Here is a 24,232-nt window from a genome sequence, read left to right as displayed (position 1 = left end):
ACAAAAATCACCTTACTTTATGTTAAAAAAATAAATATTTTTTAAAATAAAAACCAAATAAATAAGCTATAACCCAAAAACAAACACTTAAACCTAAAATACTTTAATATTTTTAGAACATTTTAACAAATACCTTGTTTTTTTAAGTTTTATTTATGACTTTTGACTCAATTAATTCAAATAATTACATAATGAAAACAAAGTTTAATGGAATTTTAACGCTACTACTAGCGTTAATTGTGCAAATATCCTTTGCACAAGAAAAAACAATTTCAGGTACAGTTTCTGACGGAACAGGACCCTTACCTGGAGTTAACGTATTAATAAAAGGTACCACCACTGGTGTAGAAACTGACTTTGATGGGAAATTTTCTATCAGTGCAAAAACTGGAGACATTCTTGTTTTTAGTTTTGTTGGAATGAAGACAATAGAAAAAACGATTGGTACCACTAGCACTATGAATATTACCATGTCTAGCGACAATGTTCTTGATGAAGTTGTTGTTACTGCTTTAGGAATGAGCAAAGCAGAAAAAGCAATTGGTTATGCTGTCCAAGAAGTGGATGGTGAAAAATTAAGCCAAGCTAAAGAGACAAACATTGTTAACTCTTTACAAGGTAGAGTTGCAGGTGTTCAAATACAAGGTAGTCAATCTTCTTTAGGAGGTTCTTCAAGAATCACCATACGTGGTGCTAACTCTTTTTTAGGTAACAACCAACCTTTATTCGTAGTAGATGGTGTACCAATTGACAACTCTAATTTTTCTACACCTGAACAACAAAGAGGTTTTGGTGGTGGTTCTTATGACTATGGTAACTCAGCTTCTGATATAGACCCTGCCAATGTAGAAAGCATGTCTGTATTAAAAGGTGCTGCCGCTACTGCTATTTATGGTTCAAGAGGTGCTAACGGAGTTATTTTAATCACAACTAAAACAGGTAAAAACAAAAAAGGCTTAGGCGTTACATTTGACTCTGCTATTAGCTTTGATAAAGTAACTAATTTAATCCCTATTCAAAGAATGTATGGAGGAGGTTCTATTTATGCAGATTTTACCACAGATGAATTTGGTAACAACGTAGATAGAATTGGTCAAGATGGATTTAAAGTATTTAACCAAGATGGTCAAACGTATTTAGCACCTAATTACGCAAAAGATGGTTCTTGGGGACCTAAATTTAACCCTAATATCATGGTAAGGCATTGGGACTCTTGGGATCCAAACTCTCCAAACTACAAAGAAACTAGACCGTGGGTTGCTCCAAAGAATGACTACAGCGCCTTCTTTAATACTGGTTTTACAAAAACTAATAGTATTGCTTTAGCTGGAGGCGATGACAAAGGAACTTTTAGAATAGGTTATACAAATTTAGATCAAGAAGGCGTTATGCCAGGTGGTAGCCTTCAGAGAAACACTATCAACTTCAATGGAAGTTACAATTTATCAGACAAATTAAAAGCTGGCATTGTAGCTAACTATGTCCGTACAGACGTTGAAGGAAGAAACGTTACAGGATACTCTAACGGAAACCCTATGCAAGGCTTTACTCAGTGGTGGCAATCTCAATTAGACGTTAATAGATTAAAAAGAAACCAATTCAGATCTGACGGTACACAACATACTTGGAACCCAGGTGGTATTCTTACTGAAACAGGTAACGGAAATAGTATCCCTAATCTTGTTTCCTTTGATGCTTCCCCTAACTATTTTGATAACCCACATTGGACAAGATCTAACTTTTTCCAAGAAGACTCTAAAAACAGACTATACGGAAACGCAAACGTTTCTTACAAATTAACTGATGAATTAACTGTTTCATCACAGTTTGGAACAGACTGGTATCAAATTAGTGCTAGAGAAGGGATTCCTTTTAACTCAGTGGATGGTTCTAGGTACTCTGAGGTAGAAAGAAGATTTCAAGAAACCAACATGGACGTTAAGTTAAACTACAACACTGCATTTGGAGAGGATATTACCTTAAACGCACTTGTAGGTGCGAACAAAATGACAAGAACCTATAGAGAAACCTCTTTAAGTACATCTGGTGGTTTAGTTGTTGATAAGTTTTATAATATCGCTAATTCTAAAGACTCTCCAAACATTTCAACTTTTGAACAAAGCAAAGCCATTAATAGTATCTTTTTCACCTCTTCTCTTGGATGGAAAGATATGGTGTTTTTAGATTTAACAGCAAGAAATGACTGGTCTTCTACATTACCAGAAGATGATAATAGCTTTTTCTACCCTGGAGCTTCTTTAAGCTGGGCTATTAGTGAATTACCTGGATTGAAGGGAAACCCAACCCTAACTTTCGCCAAAGTTAGAGCCAGTATTGCACAGGCAGGAAATGATAGCGACCCTTATAGACTTTTAGATGTTTACAGCCCTGTTACTCCTAACTTGAACGGATTACCTTCATACGAAGTACCCAATTCTAAACAAAACCCAAACCTAAAAAATGAGTTAACAACTGAAATGGAATTTGGTTTTTTAGTTAAAATGTTCAATAATCGATTAAGTATTGATGCTGCTTATTACGATAGAACTACAGAAGATCAAATTTTCAACGTTCCAGTATCATCAACTACAGGATACCAATCTAGCTTATTAAATGCTGGAACAATGAAAAACTCAGGTGTTGAATTAATGATTAGCGGTACACCAATTCAAACTGCTGATTTCCGCTGGGATCTTGGTATCAACTTAACTAAACAAGAAAATGAAGTTGTAGAATTACTTAAAGACGAAAATGGAGAAACTATTGTAGAAAGTATAGGTTTAGGTGGTACGTGGTCTTCAGATTTAAGAGTACAAGAAGGACTTCCATATATGGCTCTATTTGGTCAAGATTTTATCTATGACGATAACGGTAATAAAGTTATAGATAGCCGACCAACTGTTGATGGAAAACCAAACGCTAATTACGGTATGTACCAATTTACTTCTGATAGAGTATATTTAGGTTCTGCTTTAGCTGATTGGACAGGAGGTTTTAACACATCATTTAGCTACAAAGGATTTACTCTTTCAGGACTTTTAGACTTTCAAATTGGAGGCGTATTACACTCTGACTCATTACAATGGTCACATTATTCAGGAATGCACCCTAATACAGTATCTTTTAACGGAGAATCTGACACCCGTGCTAATGGAATGGTTTTACCTGGCGTAAAACAAGACGGTACCCCTAACGACATCCGTGTAGCACCTCAAGCTTTCTATCAAACCCATTGGAATAAATCTGCTCTGTTTACTTACGATGCAAGCTTCCTTAAATTAAGGGAAATAAGATTATCTTATAACTTTCCTTCTAGATTTATTGACAATACACCATTTACAAGTTTAAGTTTAAGTGCTTATGGTAGAAACTTAGCTGTTTTATATTCTGAGGTTCCTCACTTAGATCCTCAAGTAGTTACTGGTTCAGGAAACAGACAAGGTTTAGAGAACGCACAGGTTCCCTCTACAAGATCATTTGGTTTTAACCTTTCTGCTAAATTTTAAAAGATAAAAAAAATGAAAAAAATAAAATATATATTATTATCACTCGCATCAACTTTATATGTTGGATGTAGTGATTTTGGAGATACCAACATAGACCCTAACAATGCTGTAAGTGTTGATCCATCATACCTTCTAACAGAATCTGAATTTAGGTTATACAGCACTGTACATGGTAGAACTTTAAATGCCGACTGGGGACAATTAATGGTTCAATACTGGGCACAGAACGAGTACACCTCAGATAGTAGGTATAGCGCAATAGACGTAACTTCTTTTGATGGTACTTTCTCAAGTATTTACACAAATGTAATTAAAGAATTGTACTCCGCTAAATCATTGGTAGACATGCAAAATGTAAGCGAAAATATAAAAAATAACCGTAAAAACATTTTAGATGTAATGAGCGCACAAGCATTTTCTGTACTTACAGACGGGTTTGGCGCTATACCTTACACAGAGGCAATTTCTGCAGTTAATTTACCAAAATACGATTCTCAACAAGATGTATATTTGGGCATTTTAGAAACATTAGATAATGCTGCAAGTACTTTTACTAATTCTTCTCCTTCTTTTAGTAGCGGTGATGTTATTTATAATGGAGATATTGATGCTTGGAAAAAACTAACAAGTTCTTTAATGCTAAGGTATGCTATTAGATTAGCCGATGTAGACCCTGCTAATGCTAGCACATATGTTAATAAAGCAATTAGTCATGGTGTTTTTACGAGTAATGCAGATAACGCTTTATTCAAGTTTGACTCAAACATTAATAGAGCAAATCCTTTACACATAGACATTAACCCTTTAGGAGGAAACAGGGACGATCACTGCGTATCAGAATTCTTAGTAACTACTTTAGAAAACATGAATGACCCTAGGCTAGATAAATATGCTGCTCCTTCTTCTAATGGTTCAATAGTTGGTATGCCTTATGGTTTAACAGATAACGATGCAACATCTCTAAAACCAACAACCTCAAGACCGGCTGCTAACCTTAGGGAAGCTGAAACCCCTTTTTACATAATTACTTATTCCGAAGTACAATTCCTTTTAGCTGAAGCTTATCAAAGAGGTTTTGCTAGCGGATCTGCAGCTGCAGCTTATGCTGAAGCGATTACTGCTTCTATGAATAGATGGGGAATTACTGATGCTTCAGCAATTTCAACATACATTTCTTCAAACCCTTATGACGCTGCTAATTGGAAACAGTCTATCGGTACACAAAAGTGGGTGGCTTTATACATGAATGGTGTTGAAGCCTGGAATGAATGGAGGAGATTAGATTACCCTATTTTAGCGGTACCTGCTGCTGCTGAAATCCCAACTATACCGGTAAAACTTCCTTATCCTTTATCTGAAACAACTACCAACTCAGCTAATTTGAGTAGTGTTACTTCAAATCCAGCAAGTATTACTACAAAAGTTTGGTGGGATGTAAACTAGTTTATTTCCTATAAACTGTTCTTATTTATTTATAACGCCTTGTCTTTACAGGGCGTTTTTTTATGTTAAAAAATTGTTTATTTAAGATATATTTATGATTTTAGCAGCTAATTAATTCAAATAATTACATAATGAGAACAAAGTTTAATGGAATTTTAACGCTTTTTCTAGCGTTAATTGTGCAAATATCCTTTGCGCAAGAGAGAACAATTTCAGGTACTGTTTCTGATGAGACTGGGCCACTACCTGGGGTTACGATTTTAAAAAAGGGTACTACTCAAGGTACCGAAACAGATTTTGATGGAAACTATACAATTCAAGCTAAAACAGGCGATGTTTTAGTATTCAGTTTTGTAGGAATGAAAACAGCAGAAAGAACTGTTGGAGCTTCTAATCAAATCTCTTTAATACTAGAAAGTGACAATTTACTAGAAGAAGTAGTAGTTGTAGGTTATGGTACAACTACAAAAAAGGCTTATGCTGGTACAGCCTCTGTTGTTAAAGCTGAAAATATTGAAGCTAAATCTTTTTCTAACGTTTCTCAGGCTTTAATTGGTGAGGTAGCTGGTGTAAATGTAATAAACACTTCTGGTCAGCCTGGTACAGTTGGTACAGTACGTATTCGTGGTTATGGTTCTGTAAATGGTAACCGTAGTCCGTTATATGTTGTAGATGGTGTTCCTTATGGTAATAGTTTAAACTCTATTAACCCTGCGGATATCGAAAGTACAACAATCTTAAAAGATGCAACTGCTACAGCTATTTATGGTTCTCGTGGAGCTAACGGTGTTGTTTTAATAACAACTAAAAAAGGGAAGAAAAACAACTCTTATATTGAAGTTGATGTTAAAACAGGTATAAACGACCAGTTAATTCCTAGGTACGATGTAGTTACTTCTCCTGAGGAATATATTGGTTATGTTTGGGAAGGTATCAAAAATAAAGCAGCTATTGACGGTAACGCTGACCCTGTTGGTTTTGCCAATAACAATCTTTTTACAGGTAATTATGTTGCCCCTGGATATAACATGTGGAATGTTACTAGTGGTGCTGATTTAATTGACCCTCAAACAAGTACTGTTCTACCAGGTGTAACTAGAAAGTATACTCCTCAGAGATATGCTGATTTGTCTTTTGATGCAGCTATTAGAACAGAAGCAAATGCTCGTTTTGGTGGTGGTAGTGAGAACACTACTTACTTTGCTTCTTTTGGTTATTTAGATGATAATGGGTATTCTATCAATACTGGTTTCCAGAGATACTCTACTCGTTTAAACCTTACTACCGATATCAAACCTTGGTTAAAAGTAAGCTCTAATATTGGTTATAACTTTTCTGAAAGATTAGCAAATGGACAAATTGAAGGTTCTGAAAATGTTTTTGAATTTGCTGATAAAATGGCGCCTATTTTTCCTGTATTTTTGAGAGATGACAATGGTCAATTAGTTCCTGATCCATTTTATGGAGGTTTCCAGTATGATTACGGTTCTCTTTCTGGTTTTAGAGATAGACCTAATGCTAATGGACTTAACCCTATTGGGTCGGCAAATTATGACACAAACAGAAGAAACGCTCATGCTATTGATGGTAACTTCTCGTTTAACTTTACGCTTACAGATTACTTAAAGGCAGAAGTTAGATATGGTGCTCAGTACACTACTAGACAAAACAAAAACTATACAAATAAGTTTTATGGAGGAGGTCAATCTACTGGAGGAGATTTATTCGTTACTGATGAAACATTCTTGACTCAAAACTTTTTACAATTACTAAGATTTAACCAAAATTGGAACGATCATACCCTAGAAGTTTTAGCTGCTCACGAATCTACTGAATACACTCAAACTCAAGCCACTCAATGGAAAGGTTTACAAGTTAGTCCATTTAACTTAGATTTAAACAATTTCCAAAGTGAATTAGCTTTACCTACAGGTTATAGAGAAGGATATACTATAGAATCTTATTTTGCTCAAGCTAACTATAACTATAAGCAAAAATACTATTTAACAGGTTCGGTAAGAACAGATGGTTCTTCTCGTTTCTTAAAAGATAAATGGGGAGTATTTGGTTCTGTTGGTGCTGCTTGGATTTTGAGTAACGAAGATTTCTTAAGTAACAATGACTTATTCCGTTTCTTAAAACTTAAAGCTTCTTATGGTGTTACTGGTGATCAGGCTGGTGTTGGCTACTACTCTGGTGCGGATGGATTTATCTTAGGTAACTTAGCTGGTCAAATCTCTGTATCACCTGATAGTAACGGTAATGCTGATTTAACTTGGGAAACTTCAAGACAATTCCAAGTAGGTACTGAATTTACTTTAGGTAATTTCTTAGATGGTACTGTTGACTACTATCAAAAGAATACAGATAACTTAATCTTTGATAGAAGAGTTGGACCTTCTCAAGGTATTGCTATCATTACCGTTAATGATGGAGAATTACAAAACTCAGGTTTAGAGTTTCAGTTAACAGGTCATTTAATTAAAAAAGAAAGATTTTCTTTAGATTTATCTGTAAATGGAGAACTAGCTAATAATGAAATTTCTGAAATGCCTATTGATCCTGCAACTGGTGAGCAAAAATATTTAGACAACTCTAATGGAAGTTATGGGTACTCTGTAGGTAGATCTATCTATGACTTTTATATGAGAGAATGGGCAGGTGTAGATCCTGCTGATGGAGCTCCAATGTGGTACCAATATTATGATGATAAAAATGATAACGGAGTTTTAGATTCTGGTGAAGCTGGATTTGCTATTCCAGATGAAAATGGTATGGATACAAACCAAACTGGTTCTATTGTAGAGTATGAAAGAAGAGTTTCTGATACGAACATTAAGAAAACTGTTACTAAAACTTATAGTGAAGCAACAAATGTATATGCCAACAAATCTTTAATCCCTGATATTAGAGGGGCTTTTAGACTTGCTGCAAGGTTAGGAGATTTTAATTTATCTTCTCAATTCACATATAGTTTAGGCGGTTATGCTTATGACGGTCAATATGCTGAATTAATGTCAGACCGTTTCGGTGCTGTAGGTAACAACTTCCATAAAGATATCGCTAATAGATGGAGAAATCCAGGTGATATTACAGACGTACCAAGGTTAGCTGATGGAGCAGATCAAACTGCTACTTCTGCTTCAACTAGATTCTTAACTAGCACTGATTACCTTGCTTTAAACAATATTAGTTTAGGATATACAATCCCAAATAAATTCATAGAAAAAGCAGGGGTGGATATGGTAAACATCTCTTTAACTGGAGATAATCTATTTATGACCACTGCTCGTAATGGTTTCTTACCTAATACAACAGAATCAGGAAATTCAGGAAGAAGATTATACGCACCAATGTCTACATTTACTTTAGGTGTTAGAGTTAAATTTTAAAAACAATATTTAAGATGAAAAATAATATAATTAAAATAGGTTTACTATCTTCCTTACTTTTCTTTGGGTACGGTTGTGGTGATGACTTTTTAGAAGATCCTATAAAAGAAGGAACAGAGACTTTATCTTCAGTTCAGTTAGCAGATGCTATTGCTGTTGACCCTGAAGTTACTGGAGCATTAATGACAGGAGTTTACTCTTTAACATTTCAAACAGAAACAGGTGGTACTACTGGTCACGACGACTTTGGTCAAAAAGCCTATGATATTTTTGGAGACATGTTATCTGGTGATTTAGCGCTTAGCCAAAGTGTATATGGATGGTATAGAGCTAGTATTACCGAATTTCAAGGACCAACTGACTTTACTTTTTTAGACAATTATCAAGTTTGGAGATATTATTATAGAATAATTAGAGCATGTAACCAAGTTATTGATGGCTTAGGAGGTATGGATGCTATTCCTGAAAGTGATGATAATAAATACATCATGGGACAGGCCAAGGCCCTAAGAGCTCATTCATATTTTTATTTAACACAGTTTTTTCAAAAAGAGTATAATCCTTCTGAATTAATCTTACCAATTTACAGAAGTGCTCAAGATCAAAACGGTGCTAAAGTAAGTGCTGAAGAGATTTATACACTGATAGAAAGTGACCTAACTGATGCAATATCTTTACTTGATGGTTTCTCTAGATTAAACAAAACGCAAATTAATAAAGATATAGCTCAAGCTATTTATGCTTATGTTTTAGCAGCTAAAGGAGACTATACAAATGCATATACTCATGCTGCTGCTGTAGTTAACGGAGGTGCCTACACATTAATGCAAGGAGGTGAACTAACTGGTGGATTTAACAACTTAGCTACATCTGGATGGATGTGGGGTGTTGACTTAAATACTGAGATTGGGTTAGGTTTAGTTTCTTGGTGGGGACAAATGGACTATTACAGTTACAGTTACCCTGCTTTTGGTGACTTTAAATCTATAGATCAATCTTTATTTGATGCTATACCTAGTGATGACGCTAGAAAAGGACAGTTCTTAGACAACAATACTGTTGGAGAACATTTAATGCCTTTATATAAGTTTTATGATGAAAACAGAGAAAGATACGGAGCTTCTCAAACTGTACAAGCTGATTACGTATACATGCGTGTAGCTGAAATGCATTTATTAGCTGCCGAATCTGCTGCTAAATCAGGAAATGAAGGTGCTGCAAAAACCTTATTAAAGAATTTTGTTGCAACCAGAGTACCTGATGCTTCTTATGTAGATGGTCTTAGCGGTCAAGCTTTACTAGATGAAATTTACTTACAAACTCGTATAGAATTATGGGGTGAAGGTAAAAGTTACTTAGCTATGAAGCGTAATAAAGCTACTATTACAAGAGGATCTAACCATCTTTCTTTTGTAGGTGAACCAATTCAGTATAATGATGAAAGATTAACTTTTGAAATTCCAGAATCTGAAATTCAAAATAATCCTTTTATTACTGATCAAAACCAGTAAATTTTTAATAAAACCACTAAGTCTATGTAGATTTAGTGGTTTTTTTTCTAAACCAATTAACTAAACTCAACAATTATGAAAAAAATAAAATTATTATTTATTGCCACAATTACTATTATCTCTTTAAATAGCTGTACTGATGAAGTAGAATCATTAGACACAAACTATATAACATTTAGTAAACCATCTTATTCTACCGGTGTTGATGTTGGCGCTACCACTAATTATGATGTAACTATTTACACCGCTAACACTACTGGGTCTGATAGAACTTTTACTGTTTCTGTTGATGAAGGTGCTACTAATGCTGATGCTGGATCTTATAGTGTTCCTACATCTGTAACTATTCCAGCTAATCAGAATGAAGGAGTTTTAACTGTTCAATTATCAGATGTTAATCTTGGAATAAGTGTTAATAAATTAGTTTTAAACTTTGGAACAGAAGAAGGATTATCAAATGGAGGATCTACAACTATTAATTATATTCAAAATTGTAATGAAGTATCTGGTACATTAGACATTGTTTTTGACGGGTATGGTAATGAAACTAGTTGGGAAATTCTAGATTCCTTAGGTGGTGTTGTAGCTTCTGCTGATTTGGGAACATATAGCGAAGGGCAAGCTTCTGCCTCTATACCTGTAACACTATGTGCTGGAAGAAGTTTTACCTTTGTTATTAATGATGACTATGGTGATGGTTTAAGCTATCCTGCAAATGGTACTTATACACTTACTATAGGAGGTGTTGTTAAGGCTTCTGGTGGAGGAGATTTTGGTTCTTCTGAATCTACAGATTTTGACACTAACTAATTTTTAATTTAGTTTTAAATAATACTAAAACCACCTCTTTTCGAGGTGGTTTTTTTATACCATAAAATCAACTACATTTGCAGCATGGAACAAAACACAAACATTTTTGGTATTAGAGCCATTATTGAAGCTATAGAAAGTGGAGCTTCTATTAATAAAGTATACCTTCAGAAAGGCTTGAGAGGAGACTTATTTTTTCAATTAGATAAGCTCTTGAAAAAAAATAAAATTTCAACCAGTGTAGTTCCTACAGAGAAATTAGATCGTTTATCTAAACACAACAACCATCAAGGTGCTGTTGCTAAGATTTCTCCTATTGACTTTTACGATTTAGAAAACTTAATAGAAGAGACATTAGAATCAGACAAGACTCCCCTATTCTTATTATTAGATCAAGTTTCAGATGTAAGAAACTTTGGAGCTATTATTAGAACTGCAGAATGTACTGGTGTTAATGGGATTATTATTCAAAAGAGTGGTAGTGCTCCTGTAAATGCTGAGACTATCAAAACTTCTGCTGGAGCTGCTTTTAAAGTACCTATTTGTAAAGTAGATCATATTAAAGACGCCATTTTTCAACTAAAAGCTGCTGACATTAAACTAGCTGCTGCAACTGAAAAAACCGAAGATTCGGTTTATGATGTTGATTTTAATCAGCCGATAGCTATCATAATGGGCTCTGAGCACAAAGGAGTAAGTAACTCTGTTTTAAAAATGGTTGACTATAAAGCTAAATTGCCATTACTAGGAGAAATAGAATCCCTTAATGTATCGGTTGCATGTGGCGCATTTTTATACGAAGCCGTAAGACAACGTTTATAATATTTTAAATCCTATCCTGCTTAGTGCAGGATTTTTTATTCCTCTTCTTTATAAATGTAACGGTATTTTATTTCCTTCAAATCTATTTCAGCTTCTTCTTCAATAATTGGCGGAACATAGTTCCCATCTTCATCAAACATATCATCAAATTCTGTTTTGGAGAATTCAAATCTTTCCTTAACTATTCCTTTATTTCTATATAACAAAGCTAATACTACTCCTGTGATTAATCCTGATAAATGACCTTCCCAAGACATACCCTCTTTAATAGGTAACACATACCAAACCATACTTCCATATAGAAAAATAGTAATAAATGAGACAGCTACTAATCTATAATTCTTTTTTATTATCCCACTAAAAAGCACAAAACTAAAAAGTAAATACACAATTCCGCTAGCTCCAATATGGTACGACTCTCTTGCAATTATCCAAGTTAATAATCCAGTTATAACACCTCCATACACCAAAACTTTTACTGCTACTTTTCTATAAAAATAAAAAAGACATGCTGAAAGCACAAATAACGGAACAGAGTTATTAAAAAGATGATTAGTATCACTATGAATAAAAGGAGAGCAGAAAACCCCCTTTAAGCCACTAAAATTTCTGGGAAACACTCCAAACTTGTTAAAATTCCATCCAAATTTTATTTCTAACCAGTATACAAACCATATTGTAAATACAAATAGAAGTGGAATAGTAAAGATTGTCGGAGAAAATTTTAGTTGTTGTTCAGTTTTCATAATGCTGAAAATAACAAAAATAAATCCAAAGTAGTATTTATGAACTTCTGTCATAAATCTTTGCTATTTTTACATTATGAATCAACCTTTGGCAGAAAGAATTCGTCCACAAAGTTTGGGTGACTATATTAGTCAACAACATTTGGTGGGTGAAAATGGTATTTTAACTAATCATATTAAACAAGGAATTATTCCCTCTTTAATTTTATGGGGACCTCCAGGAATTGGTAAAACTACTTTAGCAAATATTATTGCAAATGAATCTGGACGTCCTTTTTATACTCTAAGCGCTATTAGCTCAGGGGTAAAAGATGTTCGTGAAGTTATTGAGAAAGCTAAAAAAAGTGGAGGACTATTCACTCAGAAAAATCCAATTTTATTTATTGATGAAATTCACCGATTTAGTAAATCACAACAAGATTCTTTATTAGGTGCTGTTGAGAAAGGCTGGGTAACTTTAGTTGGTGCAACAACAGAAAATCCTAGTTTTGAAGTTATACCTGCCCTACTCTCTCGATGCCAAGTGTATATTTTAAATTCTTTTGATAAAAATGACTTGATTGCTCTTTTACATAGAGCGATGGAAAAAGATGAAATCATTTCTCAAAAAAAAATCAATTTAAAAGAAACCGACGCTCTGCTTCAGGTTTCTGGAGGTGATGCCAGAAAACTTTTGAATATTTTTGAGTTATTGGTCGCTGCTGATGATGAAATTGAGGTTACTAATGAATTAGTGTTATCTAAAATTCAAAAAAATACTGTTCGTTATGATAAGACTGGCGAACAACATTACGATATTGTTTCTGCCTTTATAAAATCTATAAGAGGTAGTGATCCTAACGCTGCTGTATACTGGTTAGCACGAATGATTGAAGGAGGTGAAGATGTGAAATTTATTGCTAGAAGAATGTTAATTGCTGCTTCTGAAGATATTGGTAATGCAAATCCTACGGCTTTGATTCTAGCTAATAATACGTTTCAAGCTGTTTCAGTTATTGGTTTTCCCGAATCTAGAATTATTTTAAGTCAATGTGCTGTTTATTTAGCCAATTCAGCAAAAAGTAATGCTTCTTATATGGCGATTGGAGAAGCTCAAAACTTGGTGAAAACTACAGGGGATTTGTCCGTTCCCCTTCACTTAAGAAATGCTCCTACTAAACTAATGAAAGATTTAGACTACGGAAAAGAGTATCAGTACTCGCACAACTATGCGGGAAATTTTGTGAACCAAGAATTTTTACCTGATGAAATAAAAAACACTAAATTGTACGAACCTGGAAATAACGCTCGTGAAAATCAATTTAGAGAATTGTTAAAACAACGTTGGAAAGACAAGTATAATTATTAAAAAAGAGAGTTTTACAAACTCTCTTTTTATACTTTTTTAAAATTTTATCTGATATTGTTTTTCAATTTTATCACCTTTATTATAAAATTCAACAAACCAAGAATTTCCGTTTTTGTATAAGATTCCGTTTTTATCTTTTATCACAAAAACATCTTTTACATTAGTTTTTAATACTTGAAAAACAACCTCTGGCTTCATGTTTACTAATTGAAATCCATTAGCTATGGGCTGTGCGAATAATTGTTCTTTAGCCTTAGCTGGCTTTTCAACAACCTCAGCTGGTGTGCTTTCAGCTGCCTTTGATATGACAGCTAAGGCTGGTACTTCTTTGTTTTTAGTTACAACATCTTCTTGTAACGGAACATATTTATACTTTAAAGCTTCAATCGATTTAAAAGCATTACGAATGGCTTCATGATACGCTTTTTTATATTCTTTTTCTTTACTTCTTCCTACTTGCGAAGTAAACACCACCTTATTATAACAGTCTCTTAATTCTACAATACTTTTTGTTGTAAACAATCCAGAATCATCTTTAACTACCCCTGTTAAAACCAAACATCTATTGTTTACAGTCTCTTCTGGTAATTTTTCATCCTCTAAAAAAGCGGTAAATCCGTATTTATTAAATAAGAATTTTGTTAGTGAACTTGTTTGATACTTATCTTTTTCTTTTACAAAACCAAACTTGCTAGGTACTATTACGTATTTATAATTATTGATTGACTTTTGTGCAAAACTTGCTGTTGTAATAAACAACGCTAATAAAAGTATTTTTTTCATTTTTATTGTTTTTATATAAGTTTAGCTTTAAACCTATAAATATTTTTTTAACTCTACCAAGGTACTTACTCGTTGTCCTTCGGTACCTTTATTTTCTTGTGAAAAATGAATAGCTCTCATACCTGAGTTTATCGCCCCTATTATATCTGCCTCATAACTATCTCCAATCATAACCGATTGATGTGCCTTTGCTCCTGCTTTACCTAATGCAAATTCAAAAACTTTTGGGTTTGGTTTTTTAACTCCAACACATTCTGAAGTTATTATTTCTCTAAAAAATGTATGAATTCCTGATTTTTCTAATTTCAAATTTTGTACTTCTTTAAAACCGTTTGTAATTATATGCAAATGATACTTTTTCTCTAAATATTGTAAAACCTCAATAGCATCATCAAACAGATAGTTGAAGTTAGGTAAATAACGAATGTAGTCTTCTGATATTAGATTAATTAATTTATCAGAAACTGTATACTCTAAGCTATCAAATGTTTCTTTTAACCTATGATATCTTAGTGCTGATTTTTCTACTCTATCTTCCCTATACAGTTTCCAGTATTTTAGATTCACAGGAATATACACTTTCAAAAAATCATGTATTGAAATATTAATTTTTTGTTCTTCAAAAATCTGTTGAAAAGTTAGTTTAGAATTTCTATCAAAATCCCATAACGTGTGATCTAAATCAAAAAACAAATGCTTTATTTCCATTTCTTCCCTAAACATTTCCTACTATTTTAAGCATTGAATTATATAGTCTATTCCATCCTCTCCATCTTAAATAGTTACTCAAACTTTCATTATGAAACACCGTTATTAAAGTACCATTTACTGCCTTTACTTCATTTTTTAAATCTCTAATTTTCCCTAAAGATTGCTTTGGCGTTAACTTCATATAATCGTTTAACGTTGTATCCATCAAAGCAAACGGGAATATTTTTAAGGGTGTTTGAATTTCAAAATCTAAATCGTAAAAGTAAAAAGGTGTGCAAGTACTTGCACGGAATCCCACATGCGTTGCATACCCCATAGAGTAATCCTCCTCTATTTCTAAATCTATTAACTGTTGATAGGTTTCAGGTAAAGACACTCGTAAATAATGTTGTCTTGATCGTTTAATTGGCATATTCGTTATTGCCTCTAAACGCTCTTTTTCTTTTTTTAACATTATAGCATCATTCATCGTGTAATATGACGGGTGTAACCCAACACGAGCATAATCAACCATATCCTTTATTAATAATTTGAATTTTCTTTTTGAAGCTGACACATTGGTATCAAATGTAGTATAATCTCCTATTAAAAAGAAAAATATGGTTCTTACATTATAGGTTTTCTTTAATTCAATAGCTTTTTCAAATGTATCAAAAGGATCTTTTTTAATATTAAAAAGTACAGCAAATCGATCCCAAATAGTAAAAACCTTGAACTGAGAAGCATCCTTTAGGAAACCTCCAATGGTTCTTATAAAACTTTTATGCTTATATGCATAAGCATTATCAACATCAATTGTAGATATATATTCAAATTTCCTTGTTGTATGTTCAAAATCAGGGAATTTTTGTTTCAAAGTCTCCAAAAATTTATAGCCCCAAATATCAACTAAGGGTTTCTCTAAAAACCCATTTTGATAAGCTATACTTTCACTTGCCGTAAAACGTCCATGTTTATCTTTTATATGTGGTAAATATTCTTCATACCTTGAAACTAAGAAGAAGCTAGCAGCAAAAATATCAAACGGAATTTCAGAAGCTTCAACAGCTGGAAAGAAACAAGGAACTTCATCCCATTTTTGAATTACTATCTCTACATCTTTAATTCCTTGCTGGAACAGCAACTCATTACTCTGAACAAAAAACTCCTTTCCTAAAGGAACATTTGTATATGAAAACTTAGGTCCATTATAAGCTACAAACTCTTCTACCTTACCTGTAAAATCAATTTTAACTTGTAAAATACGAGTAAAAATATGTTTAAAAATATAACGTACTCTTGGAGTAACTTTGTGAGTGTAAATAAGTATCATAAACATTAACTAGTAATCGTAAAACGATTATAAAATTCCTTCATCTGCAAAGCTAAAATAAGCTTTTTCAGTAACTATTAAGTGATCTAATAATTTAATATCTAAAGTAACACCTGCTTGTTTTATCTTCTCTGTTATATCAACATCTGATTTACTTGGTGATAATTTTTCTGAAGGATGATTGTGACAAACAATTATTCCAATTGCAGAAAGCTCTAAAGCTCTTTTATAAAGCAACCTAACATCTACCAATGTAGCTGTAAAACCACCTTTACTTAACTGATGTTTTGCTAATACTTTATTTGAATTATTGAGGTACAATACCCAAAATTCTTCATACTGCAAATCTCCTATAAGGGGTTGCATAATCTTTGCTACATCTTTAGAACTCTTGATTTTTGGCACGGTAGCTCTTTCTTCAAATTGCCTTCTTTTCCCAAATTCTAAGGCTGTTACTACCGATATTGCTTTCGCCTCCCCTATTCCCTTAAACTTCATCAATTCCTCTACCGATAACTTTGCTAATACATTTAGATCATTATTTACTGATAGTAATATCCTTTTAGCTAAAGCAACTGCACTTTCATCCCTGTTACCTGAACCTATTAAAATAGCGACTAGCTCAGCGTCTGATAATACTGTTTTTCCTTTAGACATTAGTTTTTCTCTTGGCCTATCATCTAATGCCCACGATTTAATAGAAATCTTATTCATATTTATTTTCTTTTTCACAGTCTTATAAAACTATTCATATATAAATTTAGTCTTTTAACTATGAGTCTTTAATTACTTTTTCTTATAGATTTATAAATATAATTCATTTTTTGCACAACCAAAAGAAGCACAGTATCTTTGCACTCTATCTTTTTTAATTTTTAATATGAAGATTATTATAGCCGGGGCTGGAGACGTTGGTTTTCATTTGGCTAAACTCCTTTCTTACGAAGCACAAGACACATATGTAGTCGATTTTGATGGTGAAAAATTAGAATATCTAAACAATCATTTAGATGTTATCACCAAAAAAGGAGACGCTACCTCTATAAAACTATTGAAAGAAATAGGTGTAAGCTCTGCCGATTTATTATTAGCAGTAACTGAAAGTCCTAATACAAACTTTACTATTTCTGTAATAGGTAAAGCATTAGGTGTAAAGAAAACAATTGCTAGAATTAGTAACCCTGAATTTTTAAACAATCCTTGTATTAATTTTAAAGATTATGGTGTAGATTTTATGATTTCTCCAGAAGAGTTAGCTGCTGAAGAAATTAAATCACTACTTAACCAATCTTCTTTTAACGATACAGTTGCCTTTGAAAATGGAGTTTTTAACATCATGGGAACAACTCTTGGGTATAAATCGCCTATTCTTGATCTAACAGTTAAGGAAACTAAAGAAAAGTTTTGTTTAGTAGACTTTATCACCATTGCTATAAAACGCGAAGGAACTTCTCAAACAATTATTCCTCGTGGAGATACTGAGTATAAAATAAACGATCAAGTATATTTCTCTGTTCCTAAATATAGTATTGATAAACTATATCCTATTATCGGAAAAGAATATATCGACATTACAAATGTGATGATTTTAGGAGGAAGCCGTGTTGGAAGAAAAACAGCGAGAAAACTTTGTAAAGATAATTTTAAAGTAAAGCTAATAGAAAAAGATAAAGATAAAGCTTTACAACTTGCTGAAGACCTACGTAATACATTAGTCATTTATGGTGATGGTAGAGATTTAGAATTATTAGAGGAAGAAAGTATTAGAGAAATGGATGCTTTTGTGGCAGTTACTGGAGACTCTGAAACTAATATCATGTCTTGTTTAGTAGCAAAATCTAAAGGTGTAAAAAAAACAGTAGCTTTAGTGGAGAATATGGATTATATTAATATTTCTCAGACTATTGGTATTGACACTTTAATTAATAAAAAGTTAATTGCTGCAAGTAATATTTTCCGTCATATTAGAAAAGGTGAAATAGTAGCTTTAGCCAACCTACATAATGTTGATGCTGAAGTTTTTGAATTTGAAGTACATCCTGGAGCTAAAGTAACTCAAAAAATAATTAGAGAATTACGTTTTCCTAGAGAAGCTATTATTGGTGGTGTAATTAGAAACGGAGAAGCCTTAATGTCTTTTGGTGATTTTCAAATGCAAAGTGGTGATAAAGCCATTGTTTTTTGTTTACCTGAAGCCATAAATATTGTAGAAGACCTATTCAAGTAATGGAAAGCCTTAACCTTAAATTAGTTTATCGTTTTTTAGGAGTTACTGCCATCCTGAACGGATTATTTATGTGGCTTGCTCTACCCTTAAGTTTTTATTATGATGAGTCAGCAAAGTTAGGAATATTAAATGCTGGTATTATTACCATTGCAATTGGATCTTTGCTGTTTTTTTTTAATAAACCTGATAATAAAAACATCCATAAAAAAGAAGGATACCTTATTGTTACTTTAGGATGGCTTACTCTATCATTTACAGGAATGCTTCCATATTTACTTACAGAAAGTATTCCAAGTGTTACCAATGCTTTTTTTGAAACAATTTCAGGGTACTCAACAACAGGATCATCTATTTTAACAGATATTGAATCTATGCCAAAAGGTATTTTATTTTGGCGTAGCTGTACACACTGGATTGGTGGTATGGGAATTATTGTACTTACCATAGCTATTTTACCTTTATTAGGTATTGGAGGTATGCAACTTTTTATGGCAGAAGCCCCAGGACCTTCTGCTGATAAACTACATCCAAGAATTACTGATACAGCAAAACGTTTATGGTTAATTTATGTATTATTAACTGCTATTGAGTTTTTATTACTAAAAGTAGCTGGAATGACTTGGTTTGATGCTATAAACCACGCTATGGCAACCGTTAGTACAGGTGGGTTTTCTACCAAAAATGCTAGTGTAGCTCATTGGAATGGAACTCCACTTATTCAATATATCATTATATTTTTCATGTTCATCGCAGGAACTAACTTTGTACTTACATACTTTGCTTTAAAAGGAAAAGTTAGAAAAGTTATCCAAAGTGAAGAATTTAAATACTATTTCTTCGGGATTATAGGAATTTCTACCATAGTAGCTTTAATGATTATCTTCTTTCAGGATTCAAACCTACAAACCAGTATAGAGCACCCTAAAGTATGGGGTGAAATAGAAAGCGCTATAAGACATTCTTTATTCTCTGTTATTTCTGTAGTAACCACAACTGGGTTTGTTACAGCAGACTTTACTATGTGGAGCTTTTTTGTTACAGCTATATTTTTCTCTTTATTTTTCTTAGGAGGATCGGCAGGATCTACATCTGGAGGAGTAAAAATTGTTCGTCACATTATTATGTTGAAGAATAGTTTTTTAGAGTTTAAAAAATCGTTACACCCAAATGCAATAATACCTGTTCGTTATGATGGTAAAGCTGTAAACCAGACCATTATATTTAACATACTTTCGTTTTTTGTACTCTACATGCTGATTTTTATAATTGGTACTGTTGTACTGGCCCTTTTAGGTTTAGACATAAAGTCTGCTTTAGGTGCATGTGCTTCTTCATTAGGAAACATTGGGCCTGCCATAGGTAGCGTTAGTCCTGTAGATAATTTTAATCATTTATCAGCAGGCGCAAAATGGTTTTGTTCTTTTTTAATGTTAATTGGTCGTCTAGAGCTATTTACTGTGTTAATTTTATTGACTCCTTTCTTCTGGAGAAAAAACTAACTTAGCTAACACACTTACCAATAAATAACATTTCTTCTTAAACGTATATACCTTAAAAATATACGTTCGCATATTAATCAAGCACGCTTAAACAATAGAATTAAAGCTTAGTTCTGTTTGTCTTTAAATTTGATTTTAGAAAACAAATATTCAACATTTAGTAATTTCACAAGCTTGCACCCAACACTGTAATTAACAAATAATTAAACAGTTACATGAAGCATATTGTTTTTTTTACTAAATTGTTGTTCTAAACATTAACTACTAAACTTTATTATTTATGGATCCATTTATCGGAGAAATTGTTATGTTCGGAGGAAACTTCGCTCCAAGAGGTTGGGCGTTTTGTGATGGTCAATTATTAGCAATATCTCAAAACACAGCTTTATTTTCAATTTTAGGCACCACTTACGGAGGTGACGGAAGAACAACTTTTGCTTTACCTGATTTAAGAGGTAGAGCCCCAATAGGACCTAGAAATGGTCCTGGCTTAAGTGATTATAGATTAGGGCAAAGAGGAGGTGTAGAAACGGTTACCTTAAACATTACTCAAATGCCAAGTCATAATCATGCAACTCAAAATAACACAGCAGCTGACCAACATATTCAATTAAGTGCTGATGCTGGTATTCGTAGTACTCCTCAAGCAGGAGATGTCCCTGCTGGCGCAAGTTTTGGATCTGGTATTGGTGCAACACCTGTAAATGCTTATGGGCCAGCTAACAATACTGTTAATGGGCAAACTATTAGTGCTAACGCTGGTTTAAATATACTTAACACAGGTGGAAACCTACCACATACTAATGTACAGCCTTATTTAGCTATTAATTATATTATTGCTTTGGTAGGTATTTTTCCTTCTAGAAATTAACTTATTTACTACAGTTCACTTATAAAATAAAACTCTAGTGGAAATCATTAGAGTTTTATCTATAAAATAGCTTTAATATTTATTAACCAATCATATACTAAATAAAATGAGACATTATTACTTCAAACTCTTTTTGAATGCAATTGTTTATTCTGTGCTATTGTTCGCAAACAACCAATTAAGAGCTCAAACTCCTAGTACTATGGAATTTGGTTCATCAACAGCAATTTTAGCTACTGGTACAGATCCTAGTGCAGATCAATCTGCTAGTTCTCTATTAAACAACTTTGATATATCTAGTACATCAAATGGAAATATTACTCTTGCCTTAGCTACAAGTGGAAATGGAGTCGGTACTAATGCAATTGGTGGAGCTACTGATGCTGTATTAGCTTGGGCCGGTAATGGTAGTTCAGCAGTGTCTTCAGCTACATTATCAACAGATAGTGGTGGTGAAGTAGGTATAACATCAATTCAATTTGCTTACGAGCAAGCTGTAGGCGGTACTATTATTGATTTTACATTCACTGGTAAAAAAAATGGTGTTGTAGTTGGTACGCTTAGTTTAGTATCACCTACTCATAATTCTGCTATAAGTATAGACTTTACATCCCCTACAACTGGTTCATTTTCTGATATTGACGAATTAATTATCACACCTGATACTGAAATTTTTGGAGGATTCTCTATAGATGAAATGATAGTTACGTCTGCTGTTTCAAATACAGCTCCAGTAATTGGAGGAACAACTGCTGGTCAAAGTGTGAATGATAATAGTACAATTTCTCCTTTTTCTAGTATTACAACCACAGATACTGATGGAGATAACTTATCAGCAACTATTACTTTAGATAATAATGCAAAAGGATTATTAACAGGTACGGGACTTTCTGGTAGTGGTCCTTATACTATAGCTACTACTACACCTACTGATTTACAGTCAAAACTAAGAGCTTTATCTTTCAACCCAACTGACAACAGAACAGCTACTTCAGAAACAACCACTTTTACAGTAGTTATTAATGATGGTACCACTGATGATACGGACAACACTACAACTGTAATTTCAAATGCAGTTGCACCTACTGTTTCTAGTGTGAGTGTACCTGCCAATGCTACTTATGTAACAGGGGAAAATTTAGATTTTACCGTAAACTTTGATGAAAATGTAACTGTAAATACTACAGGAGGAATACCACAAATAGCTATTACTATCGGAGCTACCACACGCCAAGCAACTTATATTAGTGGCAGCGGAACAAGTTCTTTAGTTTTTAGACACACAATTCTTACAGGAGATCTTGATACTGACGGTATTGCTGTTGGTTCGTTAGCTGCAAATGGAAGCACTTTAAAAGATGCTGGAGGAAAAGATGCAAACCTAACTTTAAATAGTGTAGGTTCTACAGCCGCTGTTTTAGTAGATGCTGCTGCTCCAACTGTAACAAGTGTTAGTGTTCCTGCAAACGGTAATTATCTTACAGGTCAAAACTTGGACTTTACTGTAAATTTTGATGAGAATATAACTGTAAATACTACAGGGGGAACTCCTCAAATAGCTATCACTATTGGAGCAACTACGCGTCAAGCAGTTTACCAAAGCGGAAGCGGAACTAGTGCCTTAGTTTTTAGATACACAGTACAATCAGGTGATTCAGATACTGATGGTATAGCTGTTGGTACATTAGCTGCAAATGGAGGAACGTTAAAAGATGCTGCTTCTAACGATGTTATTTTAACATTAAACAGTGTAGGTAGTACCACCAATGTTTTAGTGGGTATAGAAACCGTTACTTGGTCAGGATCTACTGATAACGATTGGAATACAGCATCAAACTGGAGTCCTAGTGTAGTTCCCCCAACCAATGCTAATGTTATTATACCTTCTAGTTTAACAAACTACCCAACGGCTTCATCAGCTGTTACTTTTAATTCATTAACAATTAATAACGGAGCTTCTTTTATACCACAAAGTACAGTTACTGGTACTGTAACTTATAAAAGAAGTTTACCAACTACAAACTGGTACTTAGTATCACCTCCTGTTGCTGGTGAAACTTTAGAAGATATTATTGCTAACCATACCTTAGCTTCCGGAACTGGTGGTAATTTAGGGTTAGCTCCTTATAGCAATATTACTGGGCCTGCATGGTTATACGTTCAAAGTGGTAATACAGGAACAGTAACTAATGGAACAGGTGTTTCTATTAAGTTAGCTACACCTGGAGATGTTTCAATCAGTGGAACAGCAAATACTTCTAATATTGCTAAAGCTATTTCTACAGGTAGTAGAACTAATTACAACCTTGTAGGGAATCCGTATACATCTTACATTAACTCTGCTAATTTTGCAGCTGCGAATACAGCTATACTTACAGAGGAAACTATTTGGCTATGGAATGGCTCACAATATATAACTAAGAATGCGATTGATGACATAGAAATTGCTCCAGGTCAAGGATTCTTTGTGGAAGCTGCAGCAAGTAACAATCTTATCTTTGCTTTCTCTAACCAAAGTCATCAAAATTCAGATACATTCATGAGGCAAGAGCCTATTCCTTCAATTGAATTATCTGTTAGTAATAACGATATCAAAAGATCTACAAAAGTTTTTTATGCTTCAGGAAAAACTACGGGATATGATAGAAGTTATGATTCAAAAATGTTTGGAGAAGATACTTCTGACTTAGCTGTTTTTACTGAGTTACTAACTAATAACCAAGGAAAACAATTAGCTATTCAAACCTTACCTAATAATGATTATGAGAACATGGTAATTCCTGTTGGTTTAAGAGCTTTAAGCGATGAAAAGGTAACTTTTTCAATCAATACTAAAAATATACCAGCGAATCTTAAAGTATATTTAGAAGATAGAATAAATAACATTTTTACTAATTTATCTGAGGAAAATTATACTACTACTCTTAACAAAGATTCAAATAGTATTGGACAGTTCTATTTACATACAAGTTCAGAAAAGCCAACATCAATTATTGAATCTTCTTTAGATAATGTTAGTATTTATAGTTCTTCTAAGGATGAAATAACCATTACTGGTTTACAAACAAAAGCGAATATAGCTGTTTATTCAATCTTGGGTAAAGAAATTATAAATCGAAACATAATTTCTAACGGAGTTAGTAAAGTAAGTATCCCTAACGTAGCTACCGGAGTATACATTGTAAAACTAAATTCTAATTTAGGAGAAATTTCTAAAAAAGTAATTTTAAAATAAGTAAGCTATCAAAATC

At 33.3% G+C, this 24,232-nt stretch carries 16 protein-coding genes; 11 read left to right on the top strand and 5 right to left on the bottom strand.

The window, feature by feature from the left end:
• Positions 1–191: 191 nt before the first annotated feature.
• The 6 genes from VCM48_RS14280 (at position 192) to rlmB (ending at position 11,484) form a co-directional block, all read left to right on the top strand.
• A complete protein-coding gene (locus tag VCM48_RS14280) occupies positions 192–3,506 on the top strand; it encodes a SusC/RagA family TonB-linked outer membrane protein (RefSeq protein WP_482270957.1) in 3,315 nt (1,104 codons plus the stop codon).
• 12 nt (positions 3,507–3,518) lie between these two features.
• A complete protein-coding gene (locus VCM48_RS14275; RefSeq protein WP_482270956.1) occupies positions 3,519–4,949 on the top strand; it encodes a SusD/RagB family nutrient-binding outer membrane lipoprotein in 1,431 nt (476 codons plus the stop codon).
• Between the two features lie 131 nt (positions 4,950–5,080).
• The gene (locus tag VCM48_RS14270) at positions 5,081–8,341 is read left to right on the top strand and encodes a SusC/RagA family TonB-linked outer membrane protein (RefSeq protein WP_482270955.1); all 3,261 of its coding nucleotides are present in this window, start codon (positions 5,081–5,083) and stop codon (positions 8,339–8,341) included.
• Positions 8,342–8,355: 14 nt separating this feature from the next.
• Positions 8,356–9,852, top strand: coding sequence for a RagB/SusD family nutrient uptake outer membrane protein (locus tag VCM48_RS14265; RefSeq protein ID WP_482270954.1), 1,497 nt, complete (start codon positions 8,356–8,358; stop codon positions 9,850–9,852).
• 75 nt (positions 9,853–9,927) lie between these two features.
• Positions 9,928–10,662, top strand: a complete 735-nt coding sequence (locus VCM48_RS14260; protein ID WP_482270953.1) for a hypothetical protein — start codon at positions 9,928–9,930, stop codon at positions 10,660–10,662.
• Between the two features lie 84 nt (positions 10,663–10,746).
• Positions 10,747–11,484: a 23S rRNA (guanosine(2251)-2'-O)-methyltransferase RlmB gene (rlmB, locus tag VCM48_RS14255; protein WP_482270952.1), complete on the top strand. Its 738-nt coding sequence runs from the start codon at positions 10,747–10,749 to the stop codon at positions 11,482–11,484.
• 35 nt (positions 11,485–11,519) lie between these two features.
• Here rlmB and VCM48_RS14250 read toward each other — a convergent pair whose 3' ends face one another.
• Positions 11,520–12,284 (bottom strand): rhomboid family intramembrane serine protease, encoded by a 765-nt coding sequence (locus tag VCM48_RS14250; RefSeq protein WP_482270951.1) that lies wholly within the window; start codon positions 12,282–12,284, stop codon positions 11,520–11,522.
• A 22-nt stretch (positions 12,285–12,306) separates the two neighbouring features.
• Between VCM48_RS14250 and VCM48_RS14245 the strand changes: the two genes are divergently transcribed.
• Complete coding sequence (locus VCM48_RS14245; protein ID WP_482270950.1) at positions 12,307–13,578, top strand: replication-associated recombination protein A; 1,272 nt, start codon at positions 12,307–12,309, stop codon at positions 13,576–13,578.
• A 36-nt stretch (positions 13,579–13,614) separates the two neighbouring features.
• Here VCM48_RS14245 and VCM48_RS14240 read toward each other — a convergent pair whose 3' ends face one another.
• The 4 genes from VCM48_RS14240 to radC are packed head-to-tail and all read right to left on the bottom strand — an operon-like array spanning position 13,615 to position 17,098.
• Positions 13,615–14,361 carry a hypothetical protein gene (locus tag VCM48_RS14240; protein ID WP_482270949.1) on the bottom strand — a complete coding sequence of 249 codons (747 nt, stop codon included), beginning with the start codon at positions 14,359–14,361 and terminating at the stop codon, positions 13,615–13,617.
• 33 nt (positions 14,362–14,394) lie between these two features.
• Positions 14,395–15,084 (bottom strand): YjjG family noncanonical pyrimidine nucleotidase, encoded by a 690-nt coding sequence (locus tag VCM48_RS14235; RefSeq protein WP_274639384.1) that lies wholly within the window; start codon positions 15,082–15,084, stop codon positions 14,395–14,397.
• The gene (locus VCM48_RS14230; RefSeq protein WP_482270948.1) at positions 15,077–16,384 is read right to left on the bottom strand and encodes a polysaccharide deacetylase family protein; all 1,308 of its coding nucleotides are present in this window, start codon (positions 16,382–16,384) and stop codon (positions 15,077–15,079) included. The genes VCM48_RS14235 and VCM48_RS14230 overlap by 8 nt, the downstream gene beginning before the upstream one ends.
• A gap of 27 nt (positions 16,385–16,411) precedes the next feature.
• Positions 16,412–17,098, bottom strand: coding sequence for a RadC family protein (gene radC / locus VCM48_RS14225; protein WP_274639382.1), 687 nt, complete (start codon positions 17,096–17,098; stop codon positions 16,412–16,414).
• Between the two features lie 166 nt (positions 17,099–17,264).
• On the opposite strand from radC, the gene trkA reads away from it, so the two are divergent.
• The 4 genes from trkA to VCM48_RS14205 all read left to right on the top strand — a co-directional run bounded on the left by trkA (position 17,265) and on the right by VCM48_RS14205 (position 24,216).
• Positions 17,265–18,611 (top strand): Trk system potassium transporter TrkA, encoded by a 1,347-nt coding sequence (gene trkA / locus VCM48_RS14220; protein WP_274639381.1) that lies wholly within the window; start codon positions 17,265–17,267, stop codon positions 18,609–18,611.
• Complete coding sequence (locus VCM48_RS14215; RefSeq protein ID WP_482270947.1) at positions 18,611–20,110, top strand: TrkH family potassium uptake protein; 1,500 nt, start codon at positions 18,611–18,613, stop codon at positions 20,108–20,110. Before trkA ends, VCM48_RS14215 begins: the two co-directional genes overlap by 1 nt.
• A 280-nt stretch (positions 20,111–20,390) precedes the next feature.
• Positions 20,391–20,981 carry a phage tail protein gene (locus VCM48_RS14210; protein WP_274639379.1) on the top strand — a complete coding sequence of 197 codons (591 nt, stop codon included), beginning with the start codon at positions 20,391–20,393 and terminating at the stop codon, positions 20,979–20,981.
• A 106-nt stretch (positions 20,982–21,087) separates the two neighbouring features.
• Positions 21,088–24,216 carry a T9SS type A sorting domain-containing protein gene (locus VCM48_RS14205; protein WP_482270946.1) on the top strand — a complete coding sequence of 1,043 codons (3,129 nt, stop codon included), beginning with the start codon at positions 21,088–21,090 and terminating at the stop codon, positions 24,214–24,216.
• Positions 24,217–24,232 lie beyond the last annotated feature (16 nt).

This window comes from Tenacibaculum sp. DPLXC6 (assembly GCF_056815515.1).
The sequence above is the reverse complement of the archived record's forward strand: the minus strand, read 5'-3'. Positions and strand labels throughout refer to the sequence as shown.

Coding starts and splice junctions, on each gene's coding strand:
- VCM48_RS14280 (WP_482270957.1), top strand. CDS start 192: ATGAAAACAAAGTTTAATGGAATTTTAACGCTACTACTAGCGTTAATT.
- VCM48_RS14275 (WP_482270956.1), top strand. CDS start 3,519: ATGAAAAAAATAAAATATATATTATTATCACTCGCATCAACTTTATAT.
- VCM48_RS14270 (WP_482270955.1), top strand. CDS start 5,081: ATGAGAACAAAGTTTAATGGAATTTTAACGCTTTTTCTAGCGTTAATT.
- VCM48_RS14265 (WP_482270954.1), top strand. CDS start 8,356: ATGAAAAATAATATAATTAAAATAGGTTTACTATCTTCCTTACTTTTC.
- VCM48_RS14260 (WP_482270953.1), top strand. CDS start 9,928: ATGAAAAAAATAAAATTATTATTTATTGCCACAATTACTATTATCTCT.
- rlmB (WP_482270952.1), top strand. CDS start 10,747: ATGGAACAAAACACAAACATTTTTGGTATTAGAGCCATTATTGAAGCT.
- VCM48_RS14250 (WP_482270951.1), bottom strand. CDS start 12,284: ATGACAGAAGTTCATAAATACTACTTTGGATTTATTTTTGTTATTTTC.
- VCM48_RS14245 (WP_482270950.1), top strand. CDS start 12,307: ATGAATCAACCTTTGGCAGAAAGAATTCGTCCACAAAGTTTGGGTGAC.
- VCM48_RS14240 (WP_482270949.1), bottom strand. CDS start 14,361: ATGAAAAAAATACTTTTATTAGCGTTGTTTATTACAACAGCAAGTTTT.
- VCM48_RS14235 (WP_274639384.1), bottom strand. CDS start 15,084: ATGTTTAGGGAAGAAATGGAAATAAAGCATTTGTTTTTTGATTTAGAT.
- VCM48_RS14230 (WP_482270948.1), bottom strand. CDS start 16,384: ATGATACTTATTTACACTCACAAAGTTACTCCAAGAGTACGTTATATT.
- radC (WP_274639382.1), bottom strand. CDS start 17,098: ATGAATAAGATTTCTATTAAATCGTGGGCATTAGATGATAGGCCAAGA.
- trkA (WP_274639381.1), top strand. CDS start 17,265: ATGAAGATTATTATAGCCGGGGCTGGAGACGTTGGTTTTCATTTGGCT.
- VCM48_RS14215 (WP_482270947.1), top strand. CDS start 18,611: ATGGAAAGCCTTAACCTTAAATTAGTTTATCGTTTTTTAGGAGTTACT.
- VCM48_RS14210 (WP_274639379.1), top strand. CDS start 20,391: ATGGATCCATTTATCGGAGAAATTGTTATGTTCGGAGGAAACTTCGCT.
- VCM48_RS14205 (WP_482270946.1), top strand. CDS start 21,088: ATGAGACATTATTACTTCAAACTCTTTTTGAATGCAATTGTTTATTCT.